General features: G+C 67.7%; 22 protein-coding genes. 10 read left to right on the forward strand and 12 right to left on the reverse strand.

From position 1 onward, the window contains the following. Positions 1–14: 14 nt before the first annotated feature. The 4 genes from SB786_RS27450 (at position 15) to SB786_RS27465 (ending at position 4,004) form a co-directional block, all read left to right on the forward strand. Positions 15–899: a PhzF family phenazine biosynthesis protein gene (locus SB786_RS27450; RefSeq protein ID WP_410730224.1), complete on the forward strand. Its 885-nt coding sequence runs from the start codon at positions 15–17 to the stop codon at positions 897–899. A 78-nt stretch (positions 900–977) separates the two neighbouring features. Continuing rightward, positions 978–2,165 (forward strand): acetyl-CoA carboxylase biotin carboxylase subunit family protein, encoded by a 1,188-nt coding sequence (locus SB786_RS27455; protein WP_410730225.1) that lies wholly within the window; start codon positions 978–980, stop codon positions 2,163–2,165. 11 nt (positions 2,166–2,176) lie between these two features. Further along, positions 2,177–3,424, forward strand: a complete 1,248-nt coding sequence (locus SB786_RS27460; RefSeq protein WP_410730226.1) for an MFS transporter — start codon at positions 2,177–2,179, stop codon at positions 3,422–3,424. A gap of 1 nt (position 3,425) precedes the next feature. Beyond that, positions 3,426–4,004 (forward strand): nitroreductase, encoded by a 579-nt coding sequence (locus SB786_RS27465; RefSeq protein ID WP_410730227.1) that lies wholly within the window; start codon positions 3,426–3,428, stop codon positions 4,002–4,004. A gap of 202 nt (positions 4,005–4,206) precedes the next feature. On the opposite strand, the gene SB786_RS27470 is transcribed toward SB786_RS27465, so the two are convergent. Next, positions 4,207–4,782 carry a TetR/AcrR family transcriptional regulator gene (locus SB786_RS27470; protein ID WP_410730228.1) on the reverse strand — a complete coding sequence of 192 codons (576 nt, stop codon included), beginning with the start codon at positions 4,780–4,782 and terminating at the stop codon, positions 4,207–4,209. A gap of 126 nt (positions 4,783–4,908) precedes the next feature. On the opposite strand from SB786_RS27470, the gene SB786_RS27475 reads away from it, so the two are divergent. Further along, positions 4,909–5,607 (forward strand): glutathione S-transferase, encoded by a 699-nt coding sequence (locus SB786_RS27475; protein WP_410730229.1) that lies wholly within the window; start codon positions 4,909–4,911, stop codon positions 5,605–5,607. 375 nt (positions 5,608–5,982) lie between these two features. Here the strand turns inward: SB786_RS27475 and SB786_RS27480 are convergent, their stop codons facing one another. The 4 genes from SB786_RS27480 to SB786_RS27495 form a co-directional block, all read right to left on the reverse strand. Next, complete coding sequence (locus SB786_RS27480; RefSeq protein WP_410730230.1) at positions 5,983–6,486, reverse strand: periplasmic heavy metal sensor; 504 nt, start codon at positions 6,484–6,486, stop codon at positions 5,983–5,985. Next, the gene (locus tag SB786_RS27485) at positions 6,483–6,902 is read right to left on the reverse strand and encodes a hypothetical protein (protein WP_410730231.1); all 420 of its coding nucleotides are present in this window, start codon (positions 6,900–6,902) and stop codon (positions 6,483–6,485) included. Before SB786_RS27485 ends, SB786_RS27480 begins: the two co-directional genes overlap by 4 nt. Beyond that, a complete protein-coding gene (locus tag SB786_RS27490; protein ID WP_410730232.1) occupies positions 6,899–7,651 on the reverse strand; it encodes an RNA polymerase sigma factor in 753 nt (250 codons plus the stop codon). Before SB786_RS27490 ends, SB786_RS27485 begins: the two co-directional genes overlap by 4 nt. A gap of 217 nt (positions 7,652–7,868) precedes the next feature. After that, on the reverse strand, positions 7,869–8,168 hold the full coding sequence (locus SB786_RS27495) for a YXWGXW repeat-containing protein (protein ID WP_410730233.1): 300 nt from the start codon (positions 8,166–8,168) through the stop codon (positions 7,869–7,871). A gap of 309 nt (positions 8,169–8,477) precedes the next feature. Between SB786_RS27495 and SB786_RS27500 the strand changes: the two genes are divergently transcribed. Further along, a complete protein-coding gene (locus SB786_RS27500) occupies positions 8,478–10,181 on the forward strand; it encodes a purple acid phosphatase family protein (protein WP_410730271.1) in 1,704 nt (567 codons plus the stop codon). A gap of 107 nt (positions 10,182–10,288) precedes the next feature. Here the strand turns inward: SB786_RS27500 and SB786_RS27505 are convergent, their stop codons facing one another. Further along, on the reverse strand, positions 10,289–10,921 hold the full coding sequence (locus SB786_RS27505; RefSeq protein ID WP_410730272.1) for a LysE family translocator: 633 nt from the start codon (positions 10,919–10,921) through the stop codon (positions 10,289–10,291). 130 nt (positions 10,922–11,051) lie between these two features. Next, positions 11,052–11,948, reverse strand: coding sequence for a LysR family transcriptional regulator (locus SB786_RS27510; protein WP_410730234.1), 897 nt, complete (start codon positions 11,946–11,948; stop codon positions 11,052–11,054). A gap of 186 nt (positions 11,949–12,134) precedes the next feature. Between SB786_RS27510 and SB786_RS27515 the strand changes: the two genes are divergently transcribed. After that, positions 12,135–12,395 (forward strand): hypothetical protein, encoded by a 261-nt coding sequence (locus SB786_RS27515; RefSeq protein ID WP_006760082.1) that lies wholly within the window; start codon positions 12,135–12,137, stop codon positions 12,393–12,395. 277 nt (positions 12,396–12,672) lie between these two features. Next, the gene (locus SB786_RS27520) at positions 12,673–12,972 is read left to right on the forward strand and encodes a DUF4148 domain-containing protein (protein ID WP_410730235.1); all 300 of its coding nucleotides are present in this window, start codon (positions 12,673–12,675) and stop codon (positions 12,970–12,972) included. Between the two features lie 93 nt (positions 12,973–13,065). On the opposite strand, the gene SB786_RS27525 is transcribed toward SB786_RS27520, so the two are convergent. Further along, positions 13,066–14,850, reverse strand: a complete 1,785-nt coding sequence (locus SB786_RS27525) for a diguanylate cyclase domain-containing protein (protein ID WP_410730236.1) — start codon at positions 14,848–14,850, stop codon at positions 13,066–13,068. Continuing rightward, entirely contained in the window at positions 14,847–15,971 is a 1,125-nt protein-coding gene (locus SB786_RS27530) for an extracellular solute-binding protein (RefSeq protein WP_410730237.1), read from the reverse strand. Before SB786_RS27530 ends, SB786_RS27525 begins: the two co-directional genes overlap by 4 nt. A gap of 411 nt (positions 15,972–16,382) precedes the next feature. On the opposite strand from SB786_RS27530, the gene SB786_RS27535 reads away from it, so the two are divergent. After that, positions 16,383–17,816, forward strand: a complete 1,434-nt coding sequence (locus SB786_RS27535; RefSeq protein WP_410730238.1) for a PLP-dependent aminotransferase family protein — start codon at positions 16,383–16,385, stop codon at positions 17,814–17,816. Between the two features lie 84 nt (positions 17,817–17,900). Beyond that, positions 17,901–18,302 carry a hypothetical protein gene (locus SB786_RS27540; RefSeq protein WP_410730239.1) on the forward strand — a complete coding sequence of 134 codons (402 nt, stop codon included), beginning with the start codon at positions 17,901–17,903 and terminating at the stop codon, positions 18,300–18,302. 252 nt (positions 18,303–18,554) lie between these two features. On the opposite strand, the gene SB786_RS27545 is transcribed toward SB786_RS27540, so the two are convergent. The 3 genes from SB786_RS27545 to SB786_RS27555 all read right to left on the reverse strand — a co-directional run bounded on the left by SB786_RS27545 (position 18,555) and on the right by SB786_RS27555 (position 23,231). Then, entirely contained in the window at positions 18,555–19,835 is a 1,281-nt protein-coding gene (locus SB786_RS27545; protein WP_410730240.1) for a virulence factor family protein, read from the reverse strand. Beyond that, positions 19,832–22,426, reverse strand: coding sequence for a bifunctional lysylphosphatidylglycerol flippase/synthetase MprF (gene mprF, locus SB786_RS27550; protein ID WP_410730241.1), 2,595 nt, complete (start codon positions 22,424–22,426; stop codon positions 19,832–19,834). Before mprF ends, SB786_RS27545 begins: the two co-directional genes overlap by 4 nt. A 370-nt stretch (positions 22,427–22,796) precedes the next feature. Continuing rightward, a complete protein-coding gene (locus SB786_RS27555; protein ID WP_006752741.1) occupies positions 22,797–23,231 on the reverse strand; it encodes a hypothetical protein in 435 nt (144 codons plus the stop codon). Between the last annotated feature and the right edge of the window lie 9 nt (positions 23,232–23,240).

Below are 23,240 nucleotides of genomic sequence, written 5' to 3' on the forward strand. Positions count from 1 at the left end.
GGGAGTTGCAACTGATGATCAGGCATGGCGCACAGGTGCATGCATTCAGCGCAAACGGGCAGCGCGGCAATGCCGCGTTCGTGTTCGCGACGGATGCGCACGAACGCGTGGACATCGGCGCGTGCACGGCGATGGCCGAGCGGCTGCAGGGCGAAGTCACGTGGATCGTGCGCGGCGCGACGCCGTCCGGCCTCGGCCTGCGTTTCTTCACGCCTGGCGGCGAGATCGCGTTCTGCGGGCACGGCACGCTGGCCGCGGCCGCATGGCGTGCCGAGCACGACGACGGCGGAACCGAGCAGGTGTTCGACGTCGGCGGCGCGACGATTCGCGTCGGGCAGGATGCGCACGGGCGCTGGTCGTACCTCCAGGAAGCGGGGCGCGCACAGCGAATCGACGACGGCGACGCGCTCGCCGACGCGCTGGCCGCGCTCGGCCTGCCGAACCCGGACGTACTGCGCGCGGCCGGCGCGACGCTCGCGCGCTCGATCGGCGCGCCGCGCGAAAAGCTGTTCGTCGCGTTGCCCGACGCGGCCGCGCTGCACGACATCGCGATCGACCCGGTGCGCCGCGACGCGCTGTGCATGCGCGTCGATACGACCGGCCTCTACGTCTACGCGGTGTGCGGCGACGCGCCGCCTGGCCTCGTCGCGCGGCACTTCCCGCTGCGCTGCGGCACGCAGGAGGACATGGCCACCGCCGGCATCGCGCCGACCGTGGTGCGCCATGCGGGCTTCCCGGACGACGCCGGCGACGTCGTGATCGACCAGGGCGGCCCCGATTGCGCGAACGCGCGCCTCGTCGTGTCGATGGCGGGCCCCGGCACGGCGCGGCGCGTCGCGGGCGAGTGCGTGTTCGTGCGCGACGTGCCGCTTGTCGGCGTCGTCGGGCCGGCGTCCTGATCGCACGGGGGCGCAGGACGGACGTCCGCAGCCGCTGGCGGGCGTGTGAACAAGACTGGATACGACGCGAGGACGATCATGGCATTTCTGGTATTCAACCGTTCCACCAAGTTCGATTTCTACAACTGGCTGGCCGACGCGGGCCGCGATGTGTACGCGATCACCAGCAAGCCGATGAACCGCCCCGGCAAGTACAAGCTGATCCGCAAGTTTGACGATCTCAACAGCCCGCTCGCGGACCAGCTCGCGCTGGAGATCGGCCGCAGCGCGCCATTGCAGTACCTCGCGTCGCAATCCGAATACGACATGCTGCGCGTGGCCGCGCTGCGCGAAAGCCTCGGGCTGGCGGGCCAGTCGGTGGCGAGCGCGCGCGCATATCGTGACAAGGTCACGATGAAGGACTGCATGGAGGCGGCCGGCGTGCCGACCGCCCGCTACCAGCGCCTGGGAGTCGCGACCGACCTGCCCGCGTTCATCGACGCGCACGGCTATCCGGTGGTCGTGAAACCCGTCGACGCGGCCGGCTCGCGCGGCGTGCGGGTGCTGAAGGATGCGCGCGACCTGCACGACTTCCAGCTCGACCCGCCCGCGCGGCAGTACATGGTGGAGACCTTCGTGAGCGGCAAGATGTATCACGTCAACGGCCTGCTGCGCGGCGGCCGCTACGAATTCATCGTGCCGTATCGCTACATCAACTCGTCGCTCGACTATCAGGCGCATGGCTGCTACGGCAGCATGACGATGCAGCCCGACACGGCACTGGGCGAGCGTCTGGTCACGTTCTGCAAGCGCGTGATCGCGGCGCTGCCGCCGACCGATCCGCTCGCGTTCCACGCGGAAATCTTCTGCGCGGACGACGGCACGCTGCTGCTGAACGAGATCGCAAGCCGCACCGCGGGCTCCCTGATCATCGAGCTGATCGAGCAAGACTACGGCTTCAACCTGAGCCGCGCGTGGGTGCGCGCGCAGTGCGGGCTCGACACGCAGATCGGCGCCGGCGCGCGGCCGCAGTGCTACTCGGCGTCGCTGATGTTCCCGACGCGGGATGCCGCGCTGCGCGCGCTGCCGTTCACCACGCCGTTCGAGTGGTGCACGAATCTGTTCGTCAACGGGCGACAGGGCATGGTCAACGGCCGGGCCGCGACGTATACCGACGACGTGCTGAGCGTGATCGTCACCGGCGCAAGCGAGGCGCAGACCGCCGAGCGCGTCGCGGAGGCGAGCGCGTGGCTCGAAGCGCGGATCGTCTGGCAGGCCGCACACTGACGCGCATCGACATGGAACGGCAACCGATTGAACAGGCCGCGCCGGCGCCGGCCTTCACGACGCACGCAGCGGCCGGCCGGCCGCTCGTGTTGGCGCTCGCGATTGGCTTTCTCCTCTACTTCGCGTTCGGCATCAGTCGCGTGGGCGCCGCGATCCTGATCGTGAGCGGCAACCATCCGGCGCTCGAGCTCGGCGTCGTGATGGCGATGTATTCCCTCGCGCCGCTCGTGATGGCGATCCACGCCGGCGCGGCGGCGACCCGCTTCGGGCCGCGCTGGATGATGATCGGCGGCAGCGCGATGCTGCTCGGCGGCGCGGCGCTGCAGGCGGTGCCGGGCCCCTACGCGCTGCTGTTTCCCGGCGCGCTGCTGTGCGGCGTCGGCTTTACCGCGCTGCAGATCTCGCTGCAGTTGCACATAGGCGTGTGCAGCGCGCCCGACGCGCGGGTGCGCAACTTCGGCTATTTCTCGCTGACGCAGTCGGCGGCGACGTCGCTCGCCGCGATGCTGGGCGGCTATCTGTCGGGCGCGTGGGGCACGCGCACGCCACTGCAGGCGGCGGCCATCGCCGCCGCCGTGCTAATCGCGCTCGTCGCCACCAGCCGGCACGCGTTCCGCGCGAGCACGGCGGGGGCGGCCGCGCCGGCGGGCGGCGCGCGCGATCGCGCGATCGTCAGGCTGATCGGCCAGCGCGACGTGCGCAAGGTGCTCGTTGCCGGCGCGCTGCTCGCGATGGCGTGGGATCTGCATACGTTCATCGTGCCGTTCATCAGCCGCAGCGTGCGGTTGTCGCCGGAACAGATCGGCATCGTGCTCGGGCTGTTTTCGTGTGCGACGTTCGCGATCCGGCTGTGCCTGCCGGGCCTCGCCAGGTGGGTGTCGAGCGTGTGGGTGATTCGCGCCGCGCTGATCGTCGTCGGGCTGTGCTTCGCGGTGTACCCGTGGCGCACCAGCTACGCGACGATGGGCGTGCTCGCGGTGTTTCTCGGGCTGGCGCTCGGCACCGCCCAGCCGAACCTGCTCGCGCTCGTCCACGACGTGGCGGCTGAACGGGACGTGGGGCGACTGATCGGCCTGCGCACGATCCTGCTCAACGTCGGCGCGTCGCTGTGGCCGCTGTGCTTCGGCGCGCTCGGCTCGCCCGTCGTCGGCTTCGTGCTGCCCGCCGCGGGCATGATTTTCCTGCTGGCCGGCCTGCGTTTCTCGCTGACGCCGTCGCACGGCAAGCCGCCCCCTGAACACGGAACCCAAGGAGCCTGACGTGCTCGCCACCAACCCTCTCGCCCCGCTGCTCAACCGCCGCTCCACGCCGTCGCGCCAGCTCGGCGGCGCCGAACCCGAGCCGGCCGTGCTCTGGCGCCTGCTGGAAGCCGCGGTGCGCGTGCCCGATCACGGCAAGCTCGAACCGTTCCGCCTGATCCTGCTTAAAGGGGCCGCCAAGGTCGCGTTCGGCGAACGGCTGGCCGCGCGCGCGCTGCGCCGCTCGCCCGACCTGACGCCCGCCCAGCAAGAAAAGGAGCGGCTGCGCTACACGTTCGCGCCGGTCGTGATCGCGGTGATCGCCTGCATCCACGCCGACAGCAGCGTGCCGGCGCTGGAGCAGCATCTCAGCGCGGGCTGCGTCGCGTACAACCTGCTGCTGGGCGCGTCCGCGCTCGGGCTCGGCGCGCAATGGCTGACCGGCTGGGCGGCCGACGACGCCGAAGTGGCGGCGCTGCTCGGGCTCGACGGCAACGAGCGGCCGATCGCATTCGTGCACATCGGCACGCCGAAGCAAGCGGCAGCCGAGCGCGAGCGCCCGGACCTGGCGCGTGTGTTGAGCGTGTGGGCGCCAGCCTGACGCACCGTAGAGCAAAATATTTCGGTCGCTCAAGCCAAGTTCGCCGATGGCGGCAGGACCGTGTTGTGGGGCATTCGGGGCGAACCCTGGTTCGGCCAACAGAATCGGTTCGCGATGTACGGATGTGTCCTCACGCAAGAACCTCCCCCCAAGTTGCGGCAACAATGCAGGACGAGGGTGTATCACGCAATTCACACGTGTCCTACGCAGGAAGTAGACCGGCCGCACGATAGCCGTCGATCAATGTGTCGTAGAGGGCGACGTCCGAACGGCTCCTCGCGATGAGCTGTGCGCCAGCGACGGCGGCAAAGATAGCGCGGGCGCGTTGATCACTCCGTTTCGAGTCCACAACCTTCGCTGCTGACAGGACCTTGGTCAACCAAGCGACGTGCACCTCGGCGAAGGTTCGGACTTCCTGCATGACTTCATCGGGAAGGTCATCGCTTTCGGCTGCCATGAAGCTGCACAAACAGATGCGATTTGCGTTTTCCAGCGCCCTGCGGAACGTTTCTGGATAGCGATGCAGGCAGTGCAAAGGATCCGGGGATTCGGCCTGGAGGGCTTCAAGAACCGCTGCCGAGTCCTCCCAATAGCGTCGTGCCACCGCTGCACCGAGGTCGGCCTTGTTCGTGAAGTGGTGATAGATGCTGGCGGGTCTGATACCGACGTCTTCCGCGAGATCCCGAAAATTCAACCCGCTGTAGCCGTGGGCCTGAGCAATTTTCGTGGCCGCCGCCAGAATCCGCTCCCTGGAGCCTGTGTTCGATTCCTTCCTCACTTGTACGGTTCTCCCCATCGACTACTCAGTGTTGACAACCCGCATGGTAACGCATATCGTAAACCTAACGAACGTTAGGTAGATTAGGTTGCCGTTCGTCACGACACAACTGCGAAAGGAAGCCAAATGAGTGCTATTGCAACGAGCATCAATGACGATCAGTTATCGACGATGACGGTTTATGACTTCCCGCAAGGGCCGTATCCGACGCGGGTTCGCATTGCGTTGGCGGAGAAGAACCTGCAATCGCGCGTGCGCTTCGTGCTGGTCGATCTGTACGCGGGCGAGCACAAGAAGCCCGAATTCATGGCGAGCAAGAACTACTCGGGCACGCTGCCGGTGCTTGAACTCGATGACGGAACCTGCATTGCCGAGTGCACGGCCATCACGGAGTACCTTGATGGACTCGATGGCGCGCCGACGCTGACTGGCAGGGCGCCGCTCGAAAAAGGCTTGATTCACATGATGAGCAAGCGCGCAGAACTGGAGCTGCTCGACGCAATAAGCGTGTATTTCCATCATGGGACACCGGGGCTGGGGCCGCAGGTCGAGCTTTACCAGAACCCCGAATGGGGATTCAGGCAGCGCGACAAGGCCCTGCGCGGGATGCATTACTTCGATGCTGTTCTACAAAACCAACCGTACGTTGCCGGCAACGAATTTTCGATGGCCGACATCACCGTAATCGGCGGCTTGGTCTTCGCTTCTATCGTCAAGCTGCCAGTGCCAGCCGAGTGCACCGCGTTGCTGGCGTGGTACGAAAGAATGCGGGAGCGACCCAGCGTCAGCATGCAGCCCGTGTTTTCCGTACTGGCGGCTGACTGAAAGAATTCATATTTCAAAATTCAGTTATCCTACTAAATTCCGAAAGACGGCGCCGACTTGTTGCAGGGATTCGCGACAGCGGCACCTCTGCGCCCATATCTCGGTACGGAACATGGTGCCGAAGGTCGTCAACGCTTTACCAATCCGAATACGGTGTTGATTAGGCTAACCGTCGGGCAGCCATGAGTGCCTGTTAATGAAGGGGGCGAGCTCGTGACTGATCCGATGGGAATGGATAGCTAGGCTGGTTCTGACCGCTCTCAGAAACCCGCGACTTTGAGCGTCTGGCCATCTACGGCCCGCTGGAATCCGGCGGCTGAGCTCGCAATCAGAACACATAGCACAGCGAACTGATCGCCCCAACGCAGCGCCCGCTTACTGCCCGCCCGCCGCCCCCTCCTTCTTCTGCAACCTCGCCGGCAACCGCCAATTCCCGCTCCGCCGCAATCCGTCGACGAACTTCGCCCGCTCATCCGGCGTCAACGTCGCCGCGAAATCGACCACGCTGCGCTCGACTTGCCCGCGCAACGCACTGTCCGCCGCTCGCGTACGATCGAGCGCCGTATCGATCGCCGGACGATCGAGCCGCGGCGCGGCCAGCAAATCCAGCACCGTGATCCGCCCATCGCGCCCTTCCCGCGCGAAATCGCGACCGTCCTTGCGCGCCGCCTTCAATGCCGCGGCAAACTCCTGCCGACGCGCATCGGATAATTCGTCCGCCGCGAACCGCAACGCCGTCCGTTGTCCAGGCATCCCGGCCGCATGCAGTTCGCGATGCGTCGAGAACCACTGATACACGCCGCCGCCAATCGCGCCGAGCATGAACACGTTCAGCACGACGGACCCGACGAGAATGAATTTCCAGCCGCGTTCGGTCATTCGTCGCCTCCGTCGATGCTCGGGCCGCCGAAGGTCGTCGTCAGGTAGCCCGGTTCGTGTTGCGCGATCGGCGCGCTACCGAGCATCAGCATCGATACGGCCACCGCGCCCGCCAGCGCACCGGCCAGCCCGACGCCCGCGAACGCCGCACCCGACCACCACACGCTTCCTCGCCGCCGCGCGCGTTGCGGCGCGGGCGCCGACGCGACGATGCGTTCGACGAGCGCCGGCCGGGGCGGCGCGACCGTATCCTGCATGAGCCATGCATCGAGCTCGGCGGCATCGTCGAGCGCCGCAAGCGCATCGCGCGGATGCGCTTGCGCCCACGCTTCGGCCGCCGCGCGTTCGTCTTGCGGCCAGCGCCGCGCATCCGAGCCGTACGCGGCGACGATGGTACGGAATCGTTCGGGTGTCATCGCTTGTCCTCGCTAGGTGGGTCGCCGGCCAGTTGCGCGCGCAAGTTGCGCCTCGCGCGCGCGAGCAGGCTTTCCAGCGCATCGACGGTGATGCCCATCAGGTTGGCCGCTTCAACGTTCGACATGTCCTGATAGTACTGGAGCACGAGCGCTTCCCGCTGCCGGGGCGGCAACGCGGCGAGCGCCTGGCGCACGCGCGCGTCGCGCGAGCGCAACTCCGCTTGCGCGGCCGGCTCGGGTTGCGTGTCGGGCACGTCGGGCAGCATGTCGACCGGCTCCTCGCGTCGTCCGCGCAAGCGGTCGTAGCACAGGTTCAGCACGACGCGATGCAGCCACGTGTCGAAACGTGCTTCGCCGTCCCGCCAACCCGGCGCATGATTCCAGATCCGCAGGAAGGTTTCCTGCGCAACGTCTTCGGCTTCGGTCCGGTCGCCGAGCATGCGCGTCGCGAGCGCGAGCAATCGCGGCAGCTTGCGTGCGACGAGCACGCGCACGGCCGACGCGTCGCGCGCCCCGACCCGCGCGACGAGTTCCGCGTCCGGATCGGCGTCGCTCAACGCAAGCCGCTCCGCAACGTGCCGTGCGAACGCCGCATGCTGCAGGCGGGTATGCCCGCCGTCCGGCTGAAGCTCATCGTCGTGCTCTCCTTGCATGCATCGCGCCGGCGCCGGACAGCGCCAGGCCGACGCTTCGGCAACGCGCCCGAGATCGGCCCGGCCGGTTTCGGCGACATCCGGTTCGAACGGCATATCGATCCTGTCGATCGCCCGCCGGCCGGCGCGATCAATATACGACGACCGGCGCGGGCCGGTAATACACCGGACGCGCCGGCACCACGACACAGCCGGCGAGCACGACGGCCACGGCTGCCAGAATCACGAGGGTTCGAAAAGGCATGGCTCGACCGATGAGGTTACGTGGAAGTCCCGCCACACGGGCGCAGCGCGCCGCGCGGCACGCTGCGCATCACGCCCAGTGACCCGGCACCCAGCGCCAGTTCGGGCCACGCGCGACCCAATGCCCGGGCACCCAGTGATAACCGGCGCGAACCCCTTGCCAATGCCCGGGAATCCACACGTAGCGGCCATGCCGCCAGTGCCAGTGGCCCTGATCCCACACGTAGCCCGCACGCGGCGCCGGCATCACTTCGACGCGCGCCGGCGGCGGTGCGACCGGCGCGATGATGACGGCCTGAGCGAATACGGCGGAGGTCGCCAGCGCGGCGGCGCATCCCGCGGCAAACCGTAATGAAATGGAAAGTTTCATGCAAGACTCCGAAGCATCGTGTATCGACCGTCCATGCCAGGAAGCGGCCGTTCATGCGTTAAACGACGCATCCCGCAAAAATCCGTCGCGACACCTGCAAATAAATTTCCGCCGCGCCGGCAACGAATGCCGCGCGCCCATCGACGCATCGGGCCCGTGCGGCGATTACCGCCTGTCACAACCCGGCAAAACTGCGCTTCGACAATGCGTGTCACCGGGATCCCGCTCGTTTCCGGCCCACGCCCCCGACGCGCTCGCGCACGACCGGGCGGTTCCGCATTTCGCGTGTCATTCATCGAAAATACGATCATGTCGAACCAGGACAACTTCCCCGCCGAGTCGAACGAGTCGAACGAGTCGAACGAGCCGGCCGCTTCCGTATCGCGTCGCGGCTTCCTGAAACTGGCCGGCGTCTCCGGCCTCGCCACCGCCGCGGGCGGGCTCGCGGCCGCCCGCGCCGCCGCGTCGAACCCGGACGGCACACCCGAGCAGGTGCACCTGACGTGGGGCAACGACCCGGCGTCCGAAGTCGTGATCACGTGGGCGTCGCTCGCGCCGGCCGTCAATCCGCGCGCGCGCATCGTCGCCGACGGCGAGCCGGCACGCACCGTGCATGGTGTTCAGCGCCTCTACACCGACGGCCTGAACGGCGAAACCGTGTTCACGTACCACGCCCGCGTGCACGGCCTGAAGCCGAACACGCGCTACCGCTACGAGCTCACGGCCGACAACGACAGCAACGCCGCGCAGCCGTTTGCCGCGACCTTCACGACCGCGCCGCGCGGACGCGCACCGTTTCGCTTCACGAGCTACGGCGACTTGGCGACGCCGAACGGCGCGTGGGTGCTGTCGTCGCCGCAAAGCCGCTTCGCGGTGCAGGCCGTCGAGCAGTTCCAGCCGCTGTTCCACCTGCTGAACGGCGACCTCTGCTACGCGAACCTGAACCCCGCGCATCAGCCGGAAGTGTGGCGCGACTTCGGCAACAACAACCAGACGTCGGCGGCGAACCGCCCGTGGATGCCGTGCCCCGGCAATCACGAGATCGAATTCCACAACGGCCCGCAGGGGCTCGACTCGTATCTCGCACGCTATACGCTGCCCGAGAACGGCACGCGCTTTCCGGGCCGTTGGTACAGCTTTCGCGTGAGCTCGGTGCTGTTCATCTCGCTCGACGCCGACGATGTCGTATACCAGGACGCGGCCGCCTTCGTCGGCGGCCCCGCCCCGCTGGTGCCGGCCTCGAGCACCGGCCACGCGCCGATCGAACCGGGCACGTCGTTCTACGTGCGCGGCTACAGCAACGGCGAGCAGACGCGCTGGCTCGAACATACGCTGCGTCACGCGTCGCACGACGACGACATCGACTGGATCGTCGTGCAGATGCACCAGGACGCGCTGAGTTCGTCGAAAACGGGCAATGGCTCGGACAAGGGCATTCGCGAGGCGTGGCTGCCGCTGTTCGACCGTTACGGCGTCGACCTCGTGCTGTGCGGTCACGATCACGACTACGAGCGCAGCTACCCGGTGCGCGGCTGCAATCACCGCGCGGGCGTCGATGCATCGACCGGCGAAGTCGTCGAGACGCTGCAGCCGCGTCCGGTCGGGTCGACGGATCCCGAGCGCACGACGTTCGACACGAGCCACGGCACGATCCACCTGATTCTCGGCGGCGGCGGCACCAGTGCGCCGCTGGACGTGTACGGCGAGAACCCGGCGACCGGCTATGCGCAGGCCAAGGTCTTCACGAAGCCGAACCGGCCGGTGGCGGGCGCGGCGGCGAACACGTTCGTGCGCAAGCCGGCCGATGCGCTGGAGGATGCGATCTGGTCCGCGCGCCGCGATACGGGCACGGGCTACGGGATCGCGGTGTTCGATCATGATCCGGGCAAGCCGGGCGGCCACACGACGATCACGATGCGCTACTACCACGCGCCGGGCGCGGATCAGCACCCGAGCGCGCAGTACGAGTTGTTCGAGACGATCGAGCTGAGCAAGAAGCGCGGCGAGCGCTGATGCGGCTGCCGGCCGCCGCACGCCATGGCGCGACGGCCGGTTCGATCATGCGGGCAACGCGCTATGCGTTTTGCCCGGTCGCCATCCACCGCAAGCAGCCCCGCCCCCTAGCTTCGCGATTCGAGCGCGATGCGCACGGCCAGCCCCGCCAGCACGGTCCCCATCAACCAGCGCTGCCCCCGTGCCCAGACCGGCCGATCGGCAAGAAACCCCGCGATCGCGCCGGCCATGCTTGCGATCAGCGCGTTGACGCAGACACTGACCGCGATCTGCACGCAGCCCAGTGCCAGCGATTGCACGAGCACACTGCCGCGCCCCGGCGAAATGAACTGCGGCAGCAGCGACAGATACATCACCGCGATCTTCGGGTTCGCGAGGTTGGTGACGAAGCCCGTCGTGAAGAGCCTCGCGTCGCTGTCGTGCGGCAATTGCCGGACCTGAAACGCCGAGCGGCCGCCCGGCTTGAGCGCCTGCCACGCGAGATACGCGAGGTACAGCGCGCCGGAGAAACGCAGCGCGTCATACGCGTACGGCACGGTCAGCACCAGCGCGGTGATGCCGAATGCCGCGCAGAACATATAGAACACGAACCCCAGCGCCACGCCGCCGAGCGATACCAGCCCCGCGCGGCGCCCCTGGCAGATCGAACGGGAAATCAGGTAGATCATGTTCGGGCCGGGCGTCAGGACCATGCCGAGCGACACGAGTCCGAAAGCAATCAGGGTGGGCAAGGCCGGCACGGTGGTCTCCTTCGACACAATGAAGTCAGGGCGAGTGTCCATCAATGTATTGCATGTCGATATCGGTCGGCATGAATAAACTGCAAGCCACCCATGAGCGCGCTTCATCGCGTCATTGCCCGCCGATGCGCTAGCGGCCCTTTTTCGTTCGTGCCTGAATCGCCTTTGCCGCCTTCGCGCGTTGCGCGTCGACCAGCTTCACGAATGCATCGGCGACCGCGTTGCCGGTCGCGTTCCACGACAGCCGCACGCAACGTTGCAGCCTGGGCGACAGCTCCAGCACCCGGCCGCCGAACCGTGTATAGGTGAGCGTGATGCGCGGGACGATCGACACCCCCATTCCCGCCTCGGCCATCGACAGGATGGTCCGCATCTCGACCACGTTGAACGCCGCGCGAAGCGATGCTCCGTTGCGCGCGAAGTAATCGGCGATGACCGGCCCGCACCCATCCTTCGAGAAAATGAACGGCATCGCGGACAACAGTTTCGCCGACACGCGCTTGCGGCCATCGAACATGCCGTCCGCCGCCACCGCGACGAAATCCTCGTCGAGCAGCGGCAGATTGTGCGCGAAGGTCTTCATGCCGGCGGCCACGCCGATGTCGGCGGTGCCGTCCTCGAGCCACCCTTCGACTTCCGCGTCCGTGCCTTCGAGCAGCACCGCGGTCACGCCCTCGTGCGCCGCTTTCAACGCCTCGAGCGCGGGGACGACGAACGCGAGCGATACGCTCGGCAGCGACGCGACGACCAGCCGCCCTTCGAGCTTGCCGCGCGCGAGGCCGAACTGCTGGCGCAATGTTTGCGCTTCCCGAACGACGTTCTGCACGTACGGCCACAGACGTTCGCCGGCAGCGGTCAGGACGACCGGCTGGCGATCGCGCAACAGCAGCTTGACCTCGGTGATGTCCTCCAGCTCGGTCAACGCGTGGCTGATCGCGGACTGGCTGCGGCTGAGCCGGTCGGCGGCGGCCGTGAGCGAGCCGAGTTCGACAACGGCCGCCAGGGCCTGCAATTGCGCGAGCGTCATCCCGCCTCCTTGTTTCGGGTCATGTATTTTTCACATGATAGGGTGACGCGTCATGAACTGGTTTGAAGCAGGCCAACGGTGCCCCTCGGCACCCGATCCGCTGTACTCGGCCGCGTCGCACCCGCGAGTGCAGTCCCGCCGCTACCGCGCTCAGCCGCGATCCGCAAGACGCGTTAGACTGTCCGGATGGAACAATGCCGTTATTGCCAGCGAATCCGCGATGAATGGGATTGCCACGGGGACGAATGCCGCCGGGCAATCGCGAAGGCACTGCGGCGGCAGCGCGCGGGCCTGCCGATGGTGCCCGATCGCATCCGCAACGAGCTGCCGTCCGGCGCACCGACCCAGCAGGTGATCGCGGTCCTGTCGCGCCAGCGCCTGCGCGCGCGCCGCGGCAACGAGGAACGCCGCGAGCGCAAGGAAATCGACGACGCCGACGGCGTCTGATCCGGCAACGCCTCCGCCACGCCCCTCTCTTCTGGCGCCACGCCGCCGGCCGTTCGCGCCTGCGCGGCATACGCTTCTCCCTCCCGTGCGCCGGCCCGTTTGCAATTCCGCGCAACACACCATGGGGACGGAACGAATTTCTTCCGCAATTATTGCCGCGCGAGTAAGGATCTTTCGCTATAACCCGCGTTTACCGTGGCTGATCGGAAGCCTACGATGTAATCAATCGCTTAAGACATTGTGTCGACAGCGAAGTCATAGAACATCGGAGGTCATCATGAAATCGCTCGTTTTCGCAGTCGCTGCCGCTGTCGCCCTGTCCGCTTCGTTTGGCGCATTCGCTCAAAGCACCGTCACCCGCGCCCAAGTGCGCAACGAACTCGTCCAGCTCGAAAAGGCCGGCTACAAGCCGAGCCAGTCGAGCCCGCACTACCCGAACGACATCCTGTCGGCCGAAGCACGTGTGCGTGCCGCCGACGCCAGCGGCTACGGCGCACAAGCGGTCCCGGTCGTCCAGGGCGGCGCACCGGCCGTCAAGCCGCAGAACGCGCGCAACTCGGTCTACTTCGGCCACTAAGCTCACCGGTGCGCGCAGTTCGCCGCACGCTGCAACGAGCCCGTCCCGCGACGAGCTCGTTGCGTTTGTGCCGCGCGCACGGCCGGCCTGCCGTCAGCGGCTGCCACTCGCCGCCATGCGGCCGGCGGCATCTGCACCGGCGCCACCCGCGCCGCCGCCCAGCAGCTCCTGATAACGCACGCACGCACACTGCGCGGACGCCTTCGCCGCATACATCGCCGCGTCGGCCTTCACCAGCAGTTCCTCGGCACACGCGCCGTCGGCCGGATATTCGCTGACGCCGATGCTCGCCCCCACGGCCAGGTGTCGGTCGCCGAATTCCAACGCCTCGGCCATCACGATCTGGATACGCGACGCGATATCGCCGATCACCGCCGGCGATTGCACGTCCGACAGCAGCACGATGAATTCGTCGCCGCCGAGCCGCGCGGCCATGTCGCCGCTGCGCAGCACTTGGCTCAGCCGTTTCGCGACCGCGACGAGCGTGCGATCGCCGGCCGCATGTCCATGCTGGTCGTTGATCTGCTTGAAGCGATCGAGATCGACGAACATCACCGCCAGCCCCTCGCTCGCGGCGGCCGCATGCCGGATCGCGGCATCGAGATGCTCCATGAACAACAGGCGGTTCGGCAGACCGGTCAACGGATCGTGACCGGCGAGGTGCGTGAGTTCCAGCTGCTTCGCGCGCAGCATCGCGACCTGCGTGCGGATCTCGACACGCATGCTGTCGAAACAGCGCGCCAGCACGCCGATCTCGTCGGCCCGTGCAACGGGCAGCCGTTCGGCGGCCGGATCGTCGAACACGTGGGTGGCCGCGCGCGCGAGCATCTGCAACGGCCGCGTCATCGCGCGCGCGAACAGGATCGCGAGAATCACCGCCGCCACGCTCAGCAACAGCACCATCCGGATGATCCGTTCACCGAGAACGCCGGCCGGCGCCAGCACGTCCGTGAGCGGACGCGCCATGCCGAGCACGACGAAGCGGTTGCCCTCGCTGTTGCCGAACGGCGTGCGCACGAACGCGAACATCTGGCCCGGCGCATCGTCGGGCTGCGTGAGCCCGTCGAGCGTCACGTTCGTGCGCGTGCCGACGAACAGCAGCCGCGTGGCGGGAAAGCTGTCCTGCATCAGCACGCGCCGCCCGCGATCGAAGCCGAACGTCTGCGACGGATCGGGATGCACGATGAAATCGCCCCACTCGTTCGCGAGATACACCGCGTAGTCTTGCGGCAAATCGCGCTCGAGCCGGTCGAACACGCGCGACAGTTCGATGTCGACGACCAGCGCGCCGACGACCTGACCGGCCGTGTCGACGACCGGCGTGCCCACGCGCAGGATCGGCAGCCCTTCGGCCGCATGCGAACCGGTTTCGTGATTGATCACGATCGGCGACAGGTAGATATGACCGGGCGCCGTCGCGAGCGTATCGATCACGTAGGAAGACTGACCTTTCTCCTGGAGTGCATTCTCCGGCAGCACGACGATGCCGCGCGCGTCGCGATCGACGCGAATCCGTTCCACCCCGAAACTGCCGCGCGCGATCAACCGGATCTGCAGGTACTCGGGGTGATTCCTCATGAAACTGCGATACACGTGCTCGACCCGCGTGCGCGGCGCGCGATCGGTACTGTCGCCGCCGGCGACGAGCGCCGACGACGGCAATTGCGCGAGCACGAGGGCATCGTCGGCCACGTCGGACAGTGCGGTCGTGAAGCGCTGTCCGAGCAAGTGCGTCGACATCAGCAGGCTATGCTGCGCTTCCTGCACGAGCATCGTCCGGTTCGCGCGGTAGGTGTAGTAGCCGGTCGTGCCGGACGCGATCACGCCGATGCACGCGAACAGCACCGACAGCTTCGACGTGAGTCCGAGCATGATCATTTTTCGAACCACTCCGGCCGGTCGCCCGACACGATGCGGCTCCACAGCGACTCGCGCCGCGTGATGTCCTCGACCGGCTGGATCCACACGAGATGCTGGTGTCCGGTCTGGAGACCGGATGGCGGCACGAGCGTATTCGCGAGCCCCTGGCGCTCGGTCAGCAGCGCGCCGATCGCCGGTTCGAGCATGTAATTGATCCAGGCGAACGCGAGCGCGCGATGCTCCGCGCCACGTGTGACGCCCCAGCAGTCGAGCCACGCGAGCGCGCCTTCGTCCGGAATCACGTAGCCCACATCCGCACCGGCGCGACGCAGCTGCTCCACCTGTTGCGTGCCGTAGTTGCCGAACATCAGCGCCGCGCGATGCCGGATGAACAGCGCGGTCGCTTCTTCGGGAAGCGTGTAATACGTGAGCAGGTTGCGTCGCAGGTCGATCAGCTTGTGCGCGACGGCGAGCGTTTGCGCGGGCGACAGGTGAAACGGATCGGAATAGCCGAGCGCGAGCGCGGTGAACGAAAAATTATGCTGCGCGCTGTTGAAGTCGAGCACCTTGCCGCGGTAGCGCGGGTTCCAGAGCTCGAGCATCGAGCGCGGGGCGGCCGGCACCTGCTTGCGATCGTAGATCAGCCCCATCGACGAATACGTGAACGGAATCGCGTAGGTCGAGCCGTTGCGCACGAGGCCGCCGATCGTCGCGAGCTGCTGGAAATTCGGTAGCTGCCGCCGGCGGTTCGGGATCTGCGACAGGTCGATCGGCGTGAGCAAATCGTCGCGCGCATAGCGCTGGATCTCGGCCGTGTTGGCCGCGAGCACGTCGTACGGCGGCGGCGATGCGCTGTGCATCCGCGCCCACAACGCTTCGTCGGAATCGACGAACGTCACTTCGACGCGTACATGAAACTGCGTCTCAAATGCATTGACGACATCGCTGTCCGCATAGCCGGGCCACGCGAGCACACGCAGTACGTTGTCGCCGGTGGTCTCGGGGGAAGTGGCACACGCAGGCAGGCCCGGCAGGCCGAGCGTCAAGACGACAAGCAACCGGCACACGGCACGACGCGCACGCCGGCGCGCGCCGATTCCGCTGATCAATCGGTCCCCGTCCGAATTCCCCGTATGCATTCGACTTTCCTTTTTTCGAGTCGATGCGAGATCGTGCAACAAGACCATAAAAAATATAGCGGCGCAATCGGAAGAAGCAGCACGCGCACCGTGTCGTACATGCGGAACGAGATGCGTTCGTGCGTTCGATCGCGTGTGGTCGCGCGCAAACGATCCCGTATCAGTAAATAAAGAATGATCAGGAGAAAGTCGTTACGCGACGTCGCCGATTGCGGTTGCGAAATGGCCGGCAACTCGACACAGCGGAATGCGGCGCGACTTGACGCAAGCACCGGAAGCGCCATGCAAGCGCGACCGACAGCCGCCGTCGCGCTTTCCTTTTCGAAGCGCCCGTCGGACAATGACGTCCCCCCGCCGGCGCGGCGCCGCACCCACCCCGCGCGCGACGGCCACGTGCCCCCGTCCGCACCGATGAAACGCTACGAAACGCTCGCCCACACGATCGCCGACGAAATCCGCAACGGCAACCTCGCGGTCGGCACGCGCCTGCCGTCGCTGCGGCAGATCATCGCGCAGCATGGCGTGAGCCAGTCGACGGTGTTTCGCGCGTACTACCTGCTCGAACAGTGGGGGCTGATCCGCGCACGCGAACGCTCCGGTTATTACGTCGCGCCGGGCGCGAGCCCCGCGGCGAACGCGCCGGCGAAACGCCGCGCGAGCCGCGCCGGCGCGACCCGCAAGGTCGACATCAGCGATCTCGTGTTCTCGGTGCTCGACGCGGCGACGCAACCCGGCATCGTGCCGCTCGGCTCCGCATTCCCGTCGCCGCAGCTGTTTCCGCTGCAGCGCCTCGCGAAGTCGCTCGCGCAGGCGACGCGGCTCGTCAGCCCGTGGAGCACGGTCGTCGACCTGCCGCCCGGCAACGAGGCGCTGCGCCAGCAGATCGCGCGACGCTATCTTGCGACCGGCATCGCGCAGCCTGTCGACGAGATCGTCGTCACGAACGGCGCGCTGGAAGCGCTGAACCTGTGCCTGATGGCCGTCACGCGGCCGGGCGACGTCGTCGCGGTCGAGTCACCCGGTTTCTATGCGGCACTTCAAGCGATCGAGCGGCTCGACCTGCGTGCGGTCGAGATTCCCGTCGATCCGCACACGGGCCTCGATCTCGATGCGCTCGCGAACGCGCTCGACCGACACGACATCCGCGCGTGCTGGTTCATGACCAATTTCCAGAATCCGACCGGCGTCACGCTGTCGGCCGACAAGAAGCGCGCGCTCGTGGCGATGCTTGCCGCGCGCGAGGTGCCGCTGATCGAAGACGACGTGTACGGCGAGCTGCATTTCGGTGCCGACTACCCGCTGCCCGCGCGCGCCTACGACCGGCACGGCCTCGTGATGCATTGCAGTTCGTTCTCGAAGACGCTCGCGCCCGGCTACCGGATCGGCTGGGCCGCCGCCGGCCGTTTCGCGGAAAAGGTGCAGCGGCTCAAGCTGATGACCACGCTGTCGGCGAGCATTCCCGCGCAAGTCGGCATCGCGAATTATCTAGAGCATGGCGGCTACGATCGTCACCTGCGCAAGCTGCGCGGTGCGCTGCAGACGCAGCTCGCCCGCATGGACGACGCGCTGCGGCGCTGGCTTCCGCCCGGCGTCGAATGGGTGCGGCCGGACGGCGGATATTTCCTGTGGCTGTCGTTTCCCGACGCGATCGACGCGATGGAACTGCATCGCCAGGCGATCGCGCGCGGCATCAGCTTCGCGCCGGGCCCGCTGTTCTCGGCCGCGCACGGCTTCGAGCGCTGCGTGCGCGTGAACTTCGGCCATCCGTGGAGCGGCGACATCGAACGCGCGATCCGCGTGCTCGGCGAGCTGGTCGCCGAACCGGCGGTACGCAAGGCCGGGTAAGCCCACGCAAGCCGCCGCCGTGCAGCCGGCGTGCATAAGAGTTACATTGCGAACCCCTTCGCTCCTTCACACGAGTCCCCTCTGATGAGCGCATTGCCCTACCTCGATCACGCCGCGCTGCTGAAGCTCGCGGCCGAAGCCGCCGGCGTCACGCAGCCGTGCACCTGCACGAAGACGTCGCTGGCCAGCTGGACGAGCCTGCCGCTGTCGCTGCCGCACACGCAGCTCGCCGAAGTGGCGACGCTCGCGCCGCCCGACGAGCCTGAGCCCACCTACGACGAATACCATCCGGCCGGCACGCGCTACGCGTCCGACGACGCGCCGATCGCGCCGCGCCACTTCCCGTACAACCGCTGCAACGTCAGCTGCTGCGTGACGTGCGGCCGGCTGTATCTGCGCTACCAGGAAGGCGGCGGCTACTTCATCGACCAGCGCATCCGCGCACTCGATCCGGCGTTGATCGTCGACGCCCCCGCGCAAGCCTGAATCTCACCCGGGCGTGCGCCACGCATGCCCGGCGTGCGCCGGCGCGCCTTCGATCTGCTGCGCCCTTTCGTCCCGATCTGCTGCTTGTCCCGTCCCGGTTTCCCGGCGTCTATCAGCGCGATGCGAGAACGACGACGCCGCGGCAGGACGCCGCGACGCGGGCGGAAAGGGAAACGTGAAAACGGGCGGCCCGCAGGCCGCCCGTCCGATGAACCGCAAGCGCCGCGCCCGCCGCGAAGCGGGCGCCGGCGTTCAACGCACCGCCACCGGCTTGCCGAACGCGCCGAGGATCTTCTTCTCGAGCGCGATGTAGTCGTGGCCGAAGTGGTGGTCGCCGCCCGTCTTGATCACGTCGGCGCCGGTATTCGCGAGCGCCGGGCACATCGTGTCCTGCTCTTCCGCGCCATAGAAGCACTGCACGAGCGACGGCGGCACCTTCGCGATTTCGGGCGCGACCTTCATCGCCTTGTCGCTCGCCGGCATCCCGAGCCAGCCCGTCACGCGGATCTGGAAATCCGCCGCCGGCGCGAAACCGAGCAGCGACATCACCGCGACCTTGTCGCGCAGGTCGGCCGGCAACCGGTTGTACGCGAACGGCATCACGTCCGCGCCGAACGAGTAGCCGACCAGCGCCACGCGGTTCGCACGCCAGCGCGCCATGTACGTGCGCATCACGCGCGCCAGGTCGCGGCTCACCTGTGCGGGCGGCTTCTCGCTCCAGAAATAACGCAGGCTGTCGATACCGACCACCGACACGCCGTCGCGCTGCAGCGCCTCGGCGATCGTCTTGTCGAGATCGCGCCAGCCGCCGTCGCCCGAGATCACGATCGCGAGGCGGTCGCTGCCGCCCTTGGCGGGCAGCTCGACGAGCGGCAGGTCCGACACGTCGAGCTCGTCGCTGCTGCTGGTGTCGTGCAGGTGCGACGTGACGAGCGACACGAGCTTCGCGGTGTCGCCGGCCGCGGCCGTTTCGACGAAGCCCGGCATCGCGCGGCGCACGATCGTCGGATCGGGCGGGCACGGCTTGAAGCGCGCATCGAGCTTTGCCGCCGGCTGGACCGACACGACGCCGGCGATCGTGTTCTCCGGCGCCATCGCCAGGATCTGCTTCGCGATCGCGCCGCCCTGGCCCACGCCCGCGACGATCGGCGTGTAGTAACGCGCCGACTGCGCGAGGCGTTCGAGCTGGTGGCTGACCGCCTCGGCGTCGCCGTCGAGGTGGTGACAGGTTTCCTGCTGCGCGGCGAGATTCGCCGCATAGCGCTCCGAATCCACGCCGACCGTCATCGCGCCCGCTTTCGCGAGCGCGTCGGCCGCCTGCTGGTCGGCGGCGCCCCAGCCGCGCTCACGCGAAAACAGCACGACGAAGCCGCGCAGCGGACCGCTCGGCTTCGTCACGGTCACGGGGCCGTAGCGGCCGCCCGACACGGTTTCCGGTTTCGCCGCCGCCGGCTGCGCCGCGAGCGCGGCGCCGGCCAACATCATTCCCGCGCAGGCGACTGCCGCCTGCGCGATAACCTTCTTCAACATCATGAGCGCCGACCTCCAGCCAGCAGGGACAGATCCGCGAGCGTGACGAACACGCCGACCGAGCCCGAGGCCGCGAGATAGCGCGGCTCCCAGTGCGGCTCGAACTTGCTCTTGAATGCACGCAAGCCACGGAAGTTGTAGAAGCGGCCGCCGAAGCGCCAGACCATCAGCCCGAACCGGTGCCACGGCGACGGCATCTTCGCCGCCCCCATCCCCGAGAACGGCGCGATACCCAGGCTCAGCTTGCGGAACCCCGCTTCCTTCAGATGCAGCGCGAGCTGCGTAAACAGATATTCCATCGCATACGGCGACGCTTCCGGCAGGTGACGCATCACGCCGACCGTCGCCTCGGTGTTGAGGTCGGTCGTCATGAACGTGACGAACGCGATCGGCTTGTCGGCCTGGCGCACCAGCATCACGGACTGCGTCGCGAGATAGCCGTCGTGGAACGCGGCCACCGAGAAGCTCTTCTCGCGCGCGTCGCGGCTGTCGAGCCACCCGTCCGAGATGTCGCGCAGCGACGGCAGCGCGGCCGGCACGTCACACGGCGCGATCACCTCGACCGTCAGCGCGTCCTTATCGCCGCGGCGCAGCGCGTAGCGCAGGTGCGACCGGTTCGAGCCCTTCAGGTCGAACCGGTCGAGCGCGATGTGCGCTTCCTCGCCGAGCTTCATCAGCGTGAGCCCGGCGTCGAGGTACAGCGGCAACGCGTTCGCGCGCACCTGGTAGAACGCCGCGCGGCCGCTGTGCGCGTGCGCCAGCGCAATGAACTTGCTGATCAGCGCCGGCCATTCCTCGCGCGGGCCGACCGGATCGTGCAGCGCGGCCCACGTGCGGCCGTTTTTCGCGTACATCAGGAACGCGCGGCGCGATTCGGAGAACAGGAACGACTTGTCGCCCATCAACGCGAGGCCCGCATCGCTGCATTCCTGCGCGCGGATGATCTGCTCGGCGTCGAGGAGGTCCTGCGCGACCGGCTTCACGAAACGGCCCGGCGCGGGGCGCAGCAGCTGCCACAGCGCGAACAGCGCGACGAATACGCCGGCCGCCAGGGTTGCGCGCAGCGCGCGCGGCGCGCGTGCGTCGAACGAGAAATGCGACCACAGATCGCGCGTGTACGGCACATCGCGGAACGCGAAGCACAGCACCCACACCGCGAGGATCAGCACCATCGTCACCGACACGAACCAGCTCATCGTGAAGCGCTCGGCGAGCAGCGACGAATGCCGGCTGAAGCGGCGGCGGCTGACGAGCAGCAGCACCAGCAGCGTGCCGAGCACGCCGGCCTCGACGAACGCGAGGCCCTTCGCCAGCGACAGCGCGAGGCTCGCGAGCGTCAACGCGAAAGTCATCCACCACGCGCCGTCCAGCCGGCGCAGCAGCCCGCGCGCGACGAACAGCAACGCGACGCCCAGCACGCTGCAGATCACCTGCGAGCCTTCGAGCACCCACAGCGGCACGATGTTGCGCAGGATCGCGATCCGGTGCCAGAACGCGGGCGTCGCGCTCGAGATCACCAGCATCCCGCCGACCGCGAAGGTCACGAGGCTCAGGAACAGTGGCGCCAGTTGCGACACGCGCGCGGCCTGCCGCGACACGAGCCGGCGCCGCAGCGCGCGGCCCTCGAAGCCGGCCAGCAGGCCGGCCGACAGCACGAGCGGCACGCCGAAGTAGATCGCGCGATAGGCGATCAGCGCGGCGACCATCGCGTGCGCGGGCAATTCGCGGCCCAGCGTGAACACCATCGCGGCTTCGAACACGCCGATCCCGCCCGGCGTATGACCGATCATCCCGAGCAGCAGCGCGGCCGCGTACACGGTGATGAAGGTCGGGAAGCCGACCGGCGCGACCGGCAGCAACACCCACAGCGTCAGGCCGGCGGCCACGACGTCGAGCACCGCGTAGAGGACCTGCGCGACGAGGTCGCGCCGTGCCGGCACGTCGAACGCGAGCCATTTGAAGCGCGTGACGACCGGACGCGCGGTGTTGCCGCACATCGCGACCACGACGGCCAGCAGCACGAGCAGCGCGGCGCCGCTCCACGTGAGCACGCCAGGCGCGACATGCAGCATCGCGGCGAGCGTCTGCGGCACGCAGACCATGCCGACCGCCGTCATCAGCACCAGCGCGAGCGCGAGCGTGCCGCTGGTGAATACCGTCATCCGGCCGATCTGCGCGGGCGTGACGCCCGACACGCCGTACACGCGCGCGCGCACGGCGCCGCCCGTGAGCGCGCCGAAGCCGGTCGCGTTGCCGAGCGCGGAGCCGGCGATCGCGCCGATCCACAGCGCGGCGCGCGGCACCTTCGCGGCGACGTAGCGCAGGCCGACCGCATCGCGGGCGACGAGCGCGAGATAGCTGAGGGCCGTCGCGGCGAGCGACGCGCCCCATTCGCCGACGGACATGTGGCGCAGCTGGCGGATCACCGACCGGTAGTCGACGGATTCGGACAGGTGCTGGAAAACCACGATCAGCAGCAGGCCGATGCCGAGCGCGAGCAGCGGGGACAGCACGCGCTCGTTGCGGATCAGCGTCGACACACGGGCGATCGCCGCCGCGGCGCGGCCGGGCGGACCAGAGTGGCGGGAAGACATAGATTGTTCAGTGGCGGTGCATAGCTTGTCGCGGCGCGGGACGGCCGGGCGGCGACGAATCTGGTTGTTGTGCGAGGGCGGCCGGCCTAGGTCCGAGGCACGGGCGCCAGAATTAGAAATGACGAGTATACGGAATGTATGTTACAGAATCTTTCAGCCTCGCACCGGGCGGTTTGGGCCCGGCGGGCGCATCAACGGCGCATCGAATCATGCGCACGGTGCGCATCATACCGGGAACCACCGGGGATTTTTCATCGGTCGAATGACGAATCGCGCATTCGGGAAAAATTCTCCCGGCCGCCCGCACGAACGAGCGAAAACCGCGAGCCCACGCGGGTTTCAGGGAATGGGGACGGATGGTCGCGCGCCGTCACTTCGCCCGCTCGTGCTCCGCCAGCCCGATTGCCTTGTAGTCGTAGGTCGGATAGAACTCCGTCCGGTACGCGCCCCACGCCGTATCCTCGAGCACGCGATTGACCTCCCGAACGCGCGACGCCGGCAACCGCAGCACCACGATCTGCCCGATTCCCATCGTCACGGTCCAGCTCACCACCTCCACGCCCGGCGGCGGAAACGCCTTGTAGAACCCCTGCTTCGCGAGTTGCGCGTTCAGCTCCGCGAGCGGGCGCGACTGGTCGTGCTTGAGAAAGACGGTCAACAGCACCGCGTTGTCGGGCGTCGCGGCAGCCGTGCCCGTCGGCACGGTCGACGTCTGGGCGGCAGCCGGCGCGCAGCCGAGTGCGGCGGCGGCCAGCGATGCGGCCATCACGAGGGTTCGAAGCGGGAAATTCCGGCGTGCCGTCATGACGCGACT

Origin of the sequence: Burkholderia sp. SIMBA_062, from assembly GCF_046534765.1 — a bacterium.
Lineage (GTDB): Bacteria > Pseudomonadota > Gammaproteobacteria > Burkholderiales > Burkholderiaceae > Burkholderia > Burkholderia ambifaria.

What these genes read in the sequence shown, in the direction of transcription:
- SB786_RS27450 (WP_410730224.1), top strand. Translation starts at nt 15, where the DNA reads ATGATCAGGCATGGCGCACAGGTGCATGCATTCAGCGCAAACGGGCAG.
- SB786_RS27455 (WP_410730225.1), top strand. Translation starts at nt 978, where the DNA reads ATGGCATTTCTGGTATTCAACCGTTCCACCAAGTTCGATTTCTACAAC.
- SB786_RS27460 (WP_410730226.1), top strand. Translation starts at nt 2,177, where the DNA reads ATGGAACGGCAACCGATTGAACAGGCCGCGCCGGCGCCGGCCTTCACG.
- SB786_RS27475 (WP_410730229.1), top strand. Translation starts at nt 4,909, where the DNA reads ATGAGTGCTATTGCAACGAGCATCAATGACGATCAGTTATCGACGATG.
- SB786_RS27480 (WP_410730230.1), bottom strand. Translation starts at nt 6,486, where the DNA reads ATGACCGAACGCGGCTGGAAATTCATTCTCGTCGGGTCCGTCGTGCTG.
- SB786_RS27485 (WP_410730231.1), bottom strand. Translation starts at nt 6,902, where the DNA reads ATGACACCCGAACGATTCCGTACCATCGTCGCCGCGTACGGCTCGGAT.
- SB786_RS27490 (WP_410730232.1), bottom strand. Translation starts at nt 7,651, where the DNA reads ATGCCGTTCGAACCGGATGTCGCCGAAACCGGCCGGGCCGATCTCGGG.
- SB786_RS27495 (WP_410730233.1), bottom strand. Translation starts at nt 8,168, where the DNA reads ATGAAACTTTCCATTTCATTACGGTTTGCCGCGGGATGCGCCGCCGCG.
- SB786_RS27500 (WP_410730271.1), top strand. Translation starts at nt 8,478, where the DNA reads ATGTCGAACCAGGACAACTTCCCCGCCGAGTCGAACGAGTCGAACGAG.
- SB786_RS27510 (WP_410730234.1), bottom strand. Translation starts at nt 11,948, where the DNA reads ATGACGCTCGCGCAATTGCAGGCCCTGGCGGCCGTTGTCGAACTCGGC.
- SB786_RS27515 (WP_006760082.1), top strand. Translation starts at nt 12,135, where the DNA reads ATGGAACAATGCCGTTATTGCCAGCGAATCCGCGATGAATGGGATTGC.
- SB786_RS27520 (WP_410730235.1), top strand. Translation starts at nt 12,673, where the DNA reads ATGAAATCGCTCGTTTTCGCAGTCGCTGCCGCTGTCGCCCTGTCCGCT.
- SB786_RS27525 (WP_410730236.1), bottom strand. Translation starts at nt 14,850, where the DNA reads ATGATCATGCTCGGACTCACGTCGAAGCTGTCGGTGCTGTTCGCGTGC.
- SB786_RS27530 (WP_410730237.1), bottom strand. Translation starts at nt 15,971, where the DNA reads ATGCATACGGGGAATTCGGACGGGGACCGATTGATCAGCGGAATCGGC.
- SB786_RS27535 (WP_410730238.1), top strand. Translation starts at nt 16,383, where the DNA reads ATGAAACGCTACGAAACGCTCGCCCACACGATCGCCGACGAAATCCGC.
- SB786_RS27540 (WP_410730239.1), top strand. Translation starts at nt 17,901, where the DNA reads ATGAGCGCATTGCCCTACCTCGATCACGCCGCGCTGCTGAAGCTCGCG.
- SB786_RS27545 (WP_410730240.1), bottom strand. Translation starts at nt 19,835, where the DNA reads ATGATGTTGAAGAAGGTTATCGCGCAGGCGGCAGTCGCCTGCGCGGGA.
- mprF (WP_410730241.1), bottom strand. Translation starts at nt 22,426, where the DNA reads ATGTCTTCCCGCCACTCTGGTCCGCCCGGCCGCGCCGCGGCGGCGATC.
- SB786_RS27555 (WP_006752741.1), bottom strand. Translation starts at nt 23,231, where the DNA reads ATGACGGCACGCCGGAATTTCCCGCTTCGAACCCTCGTGATGGCCGCA.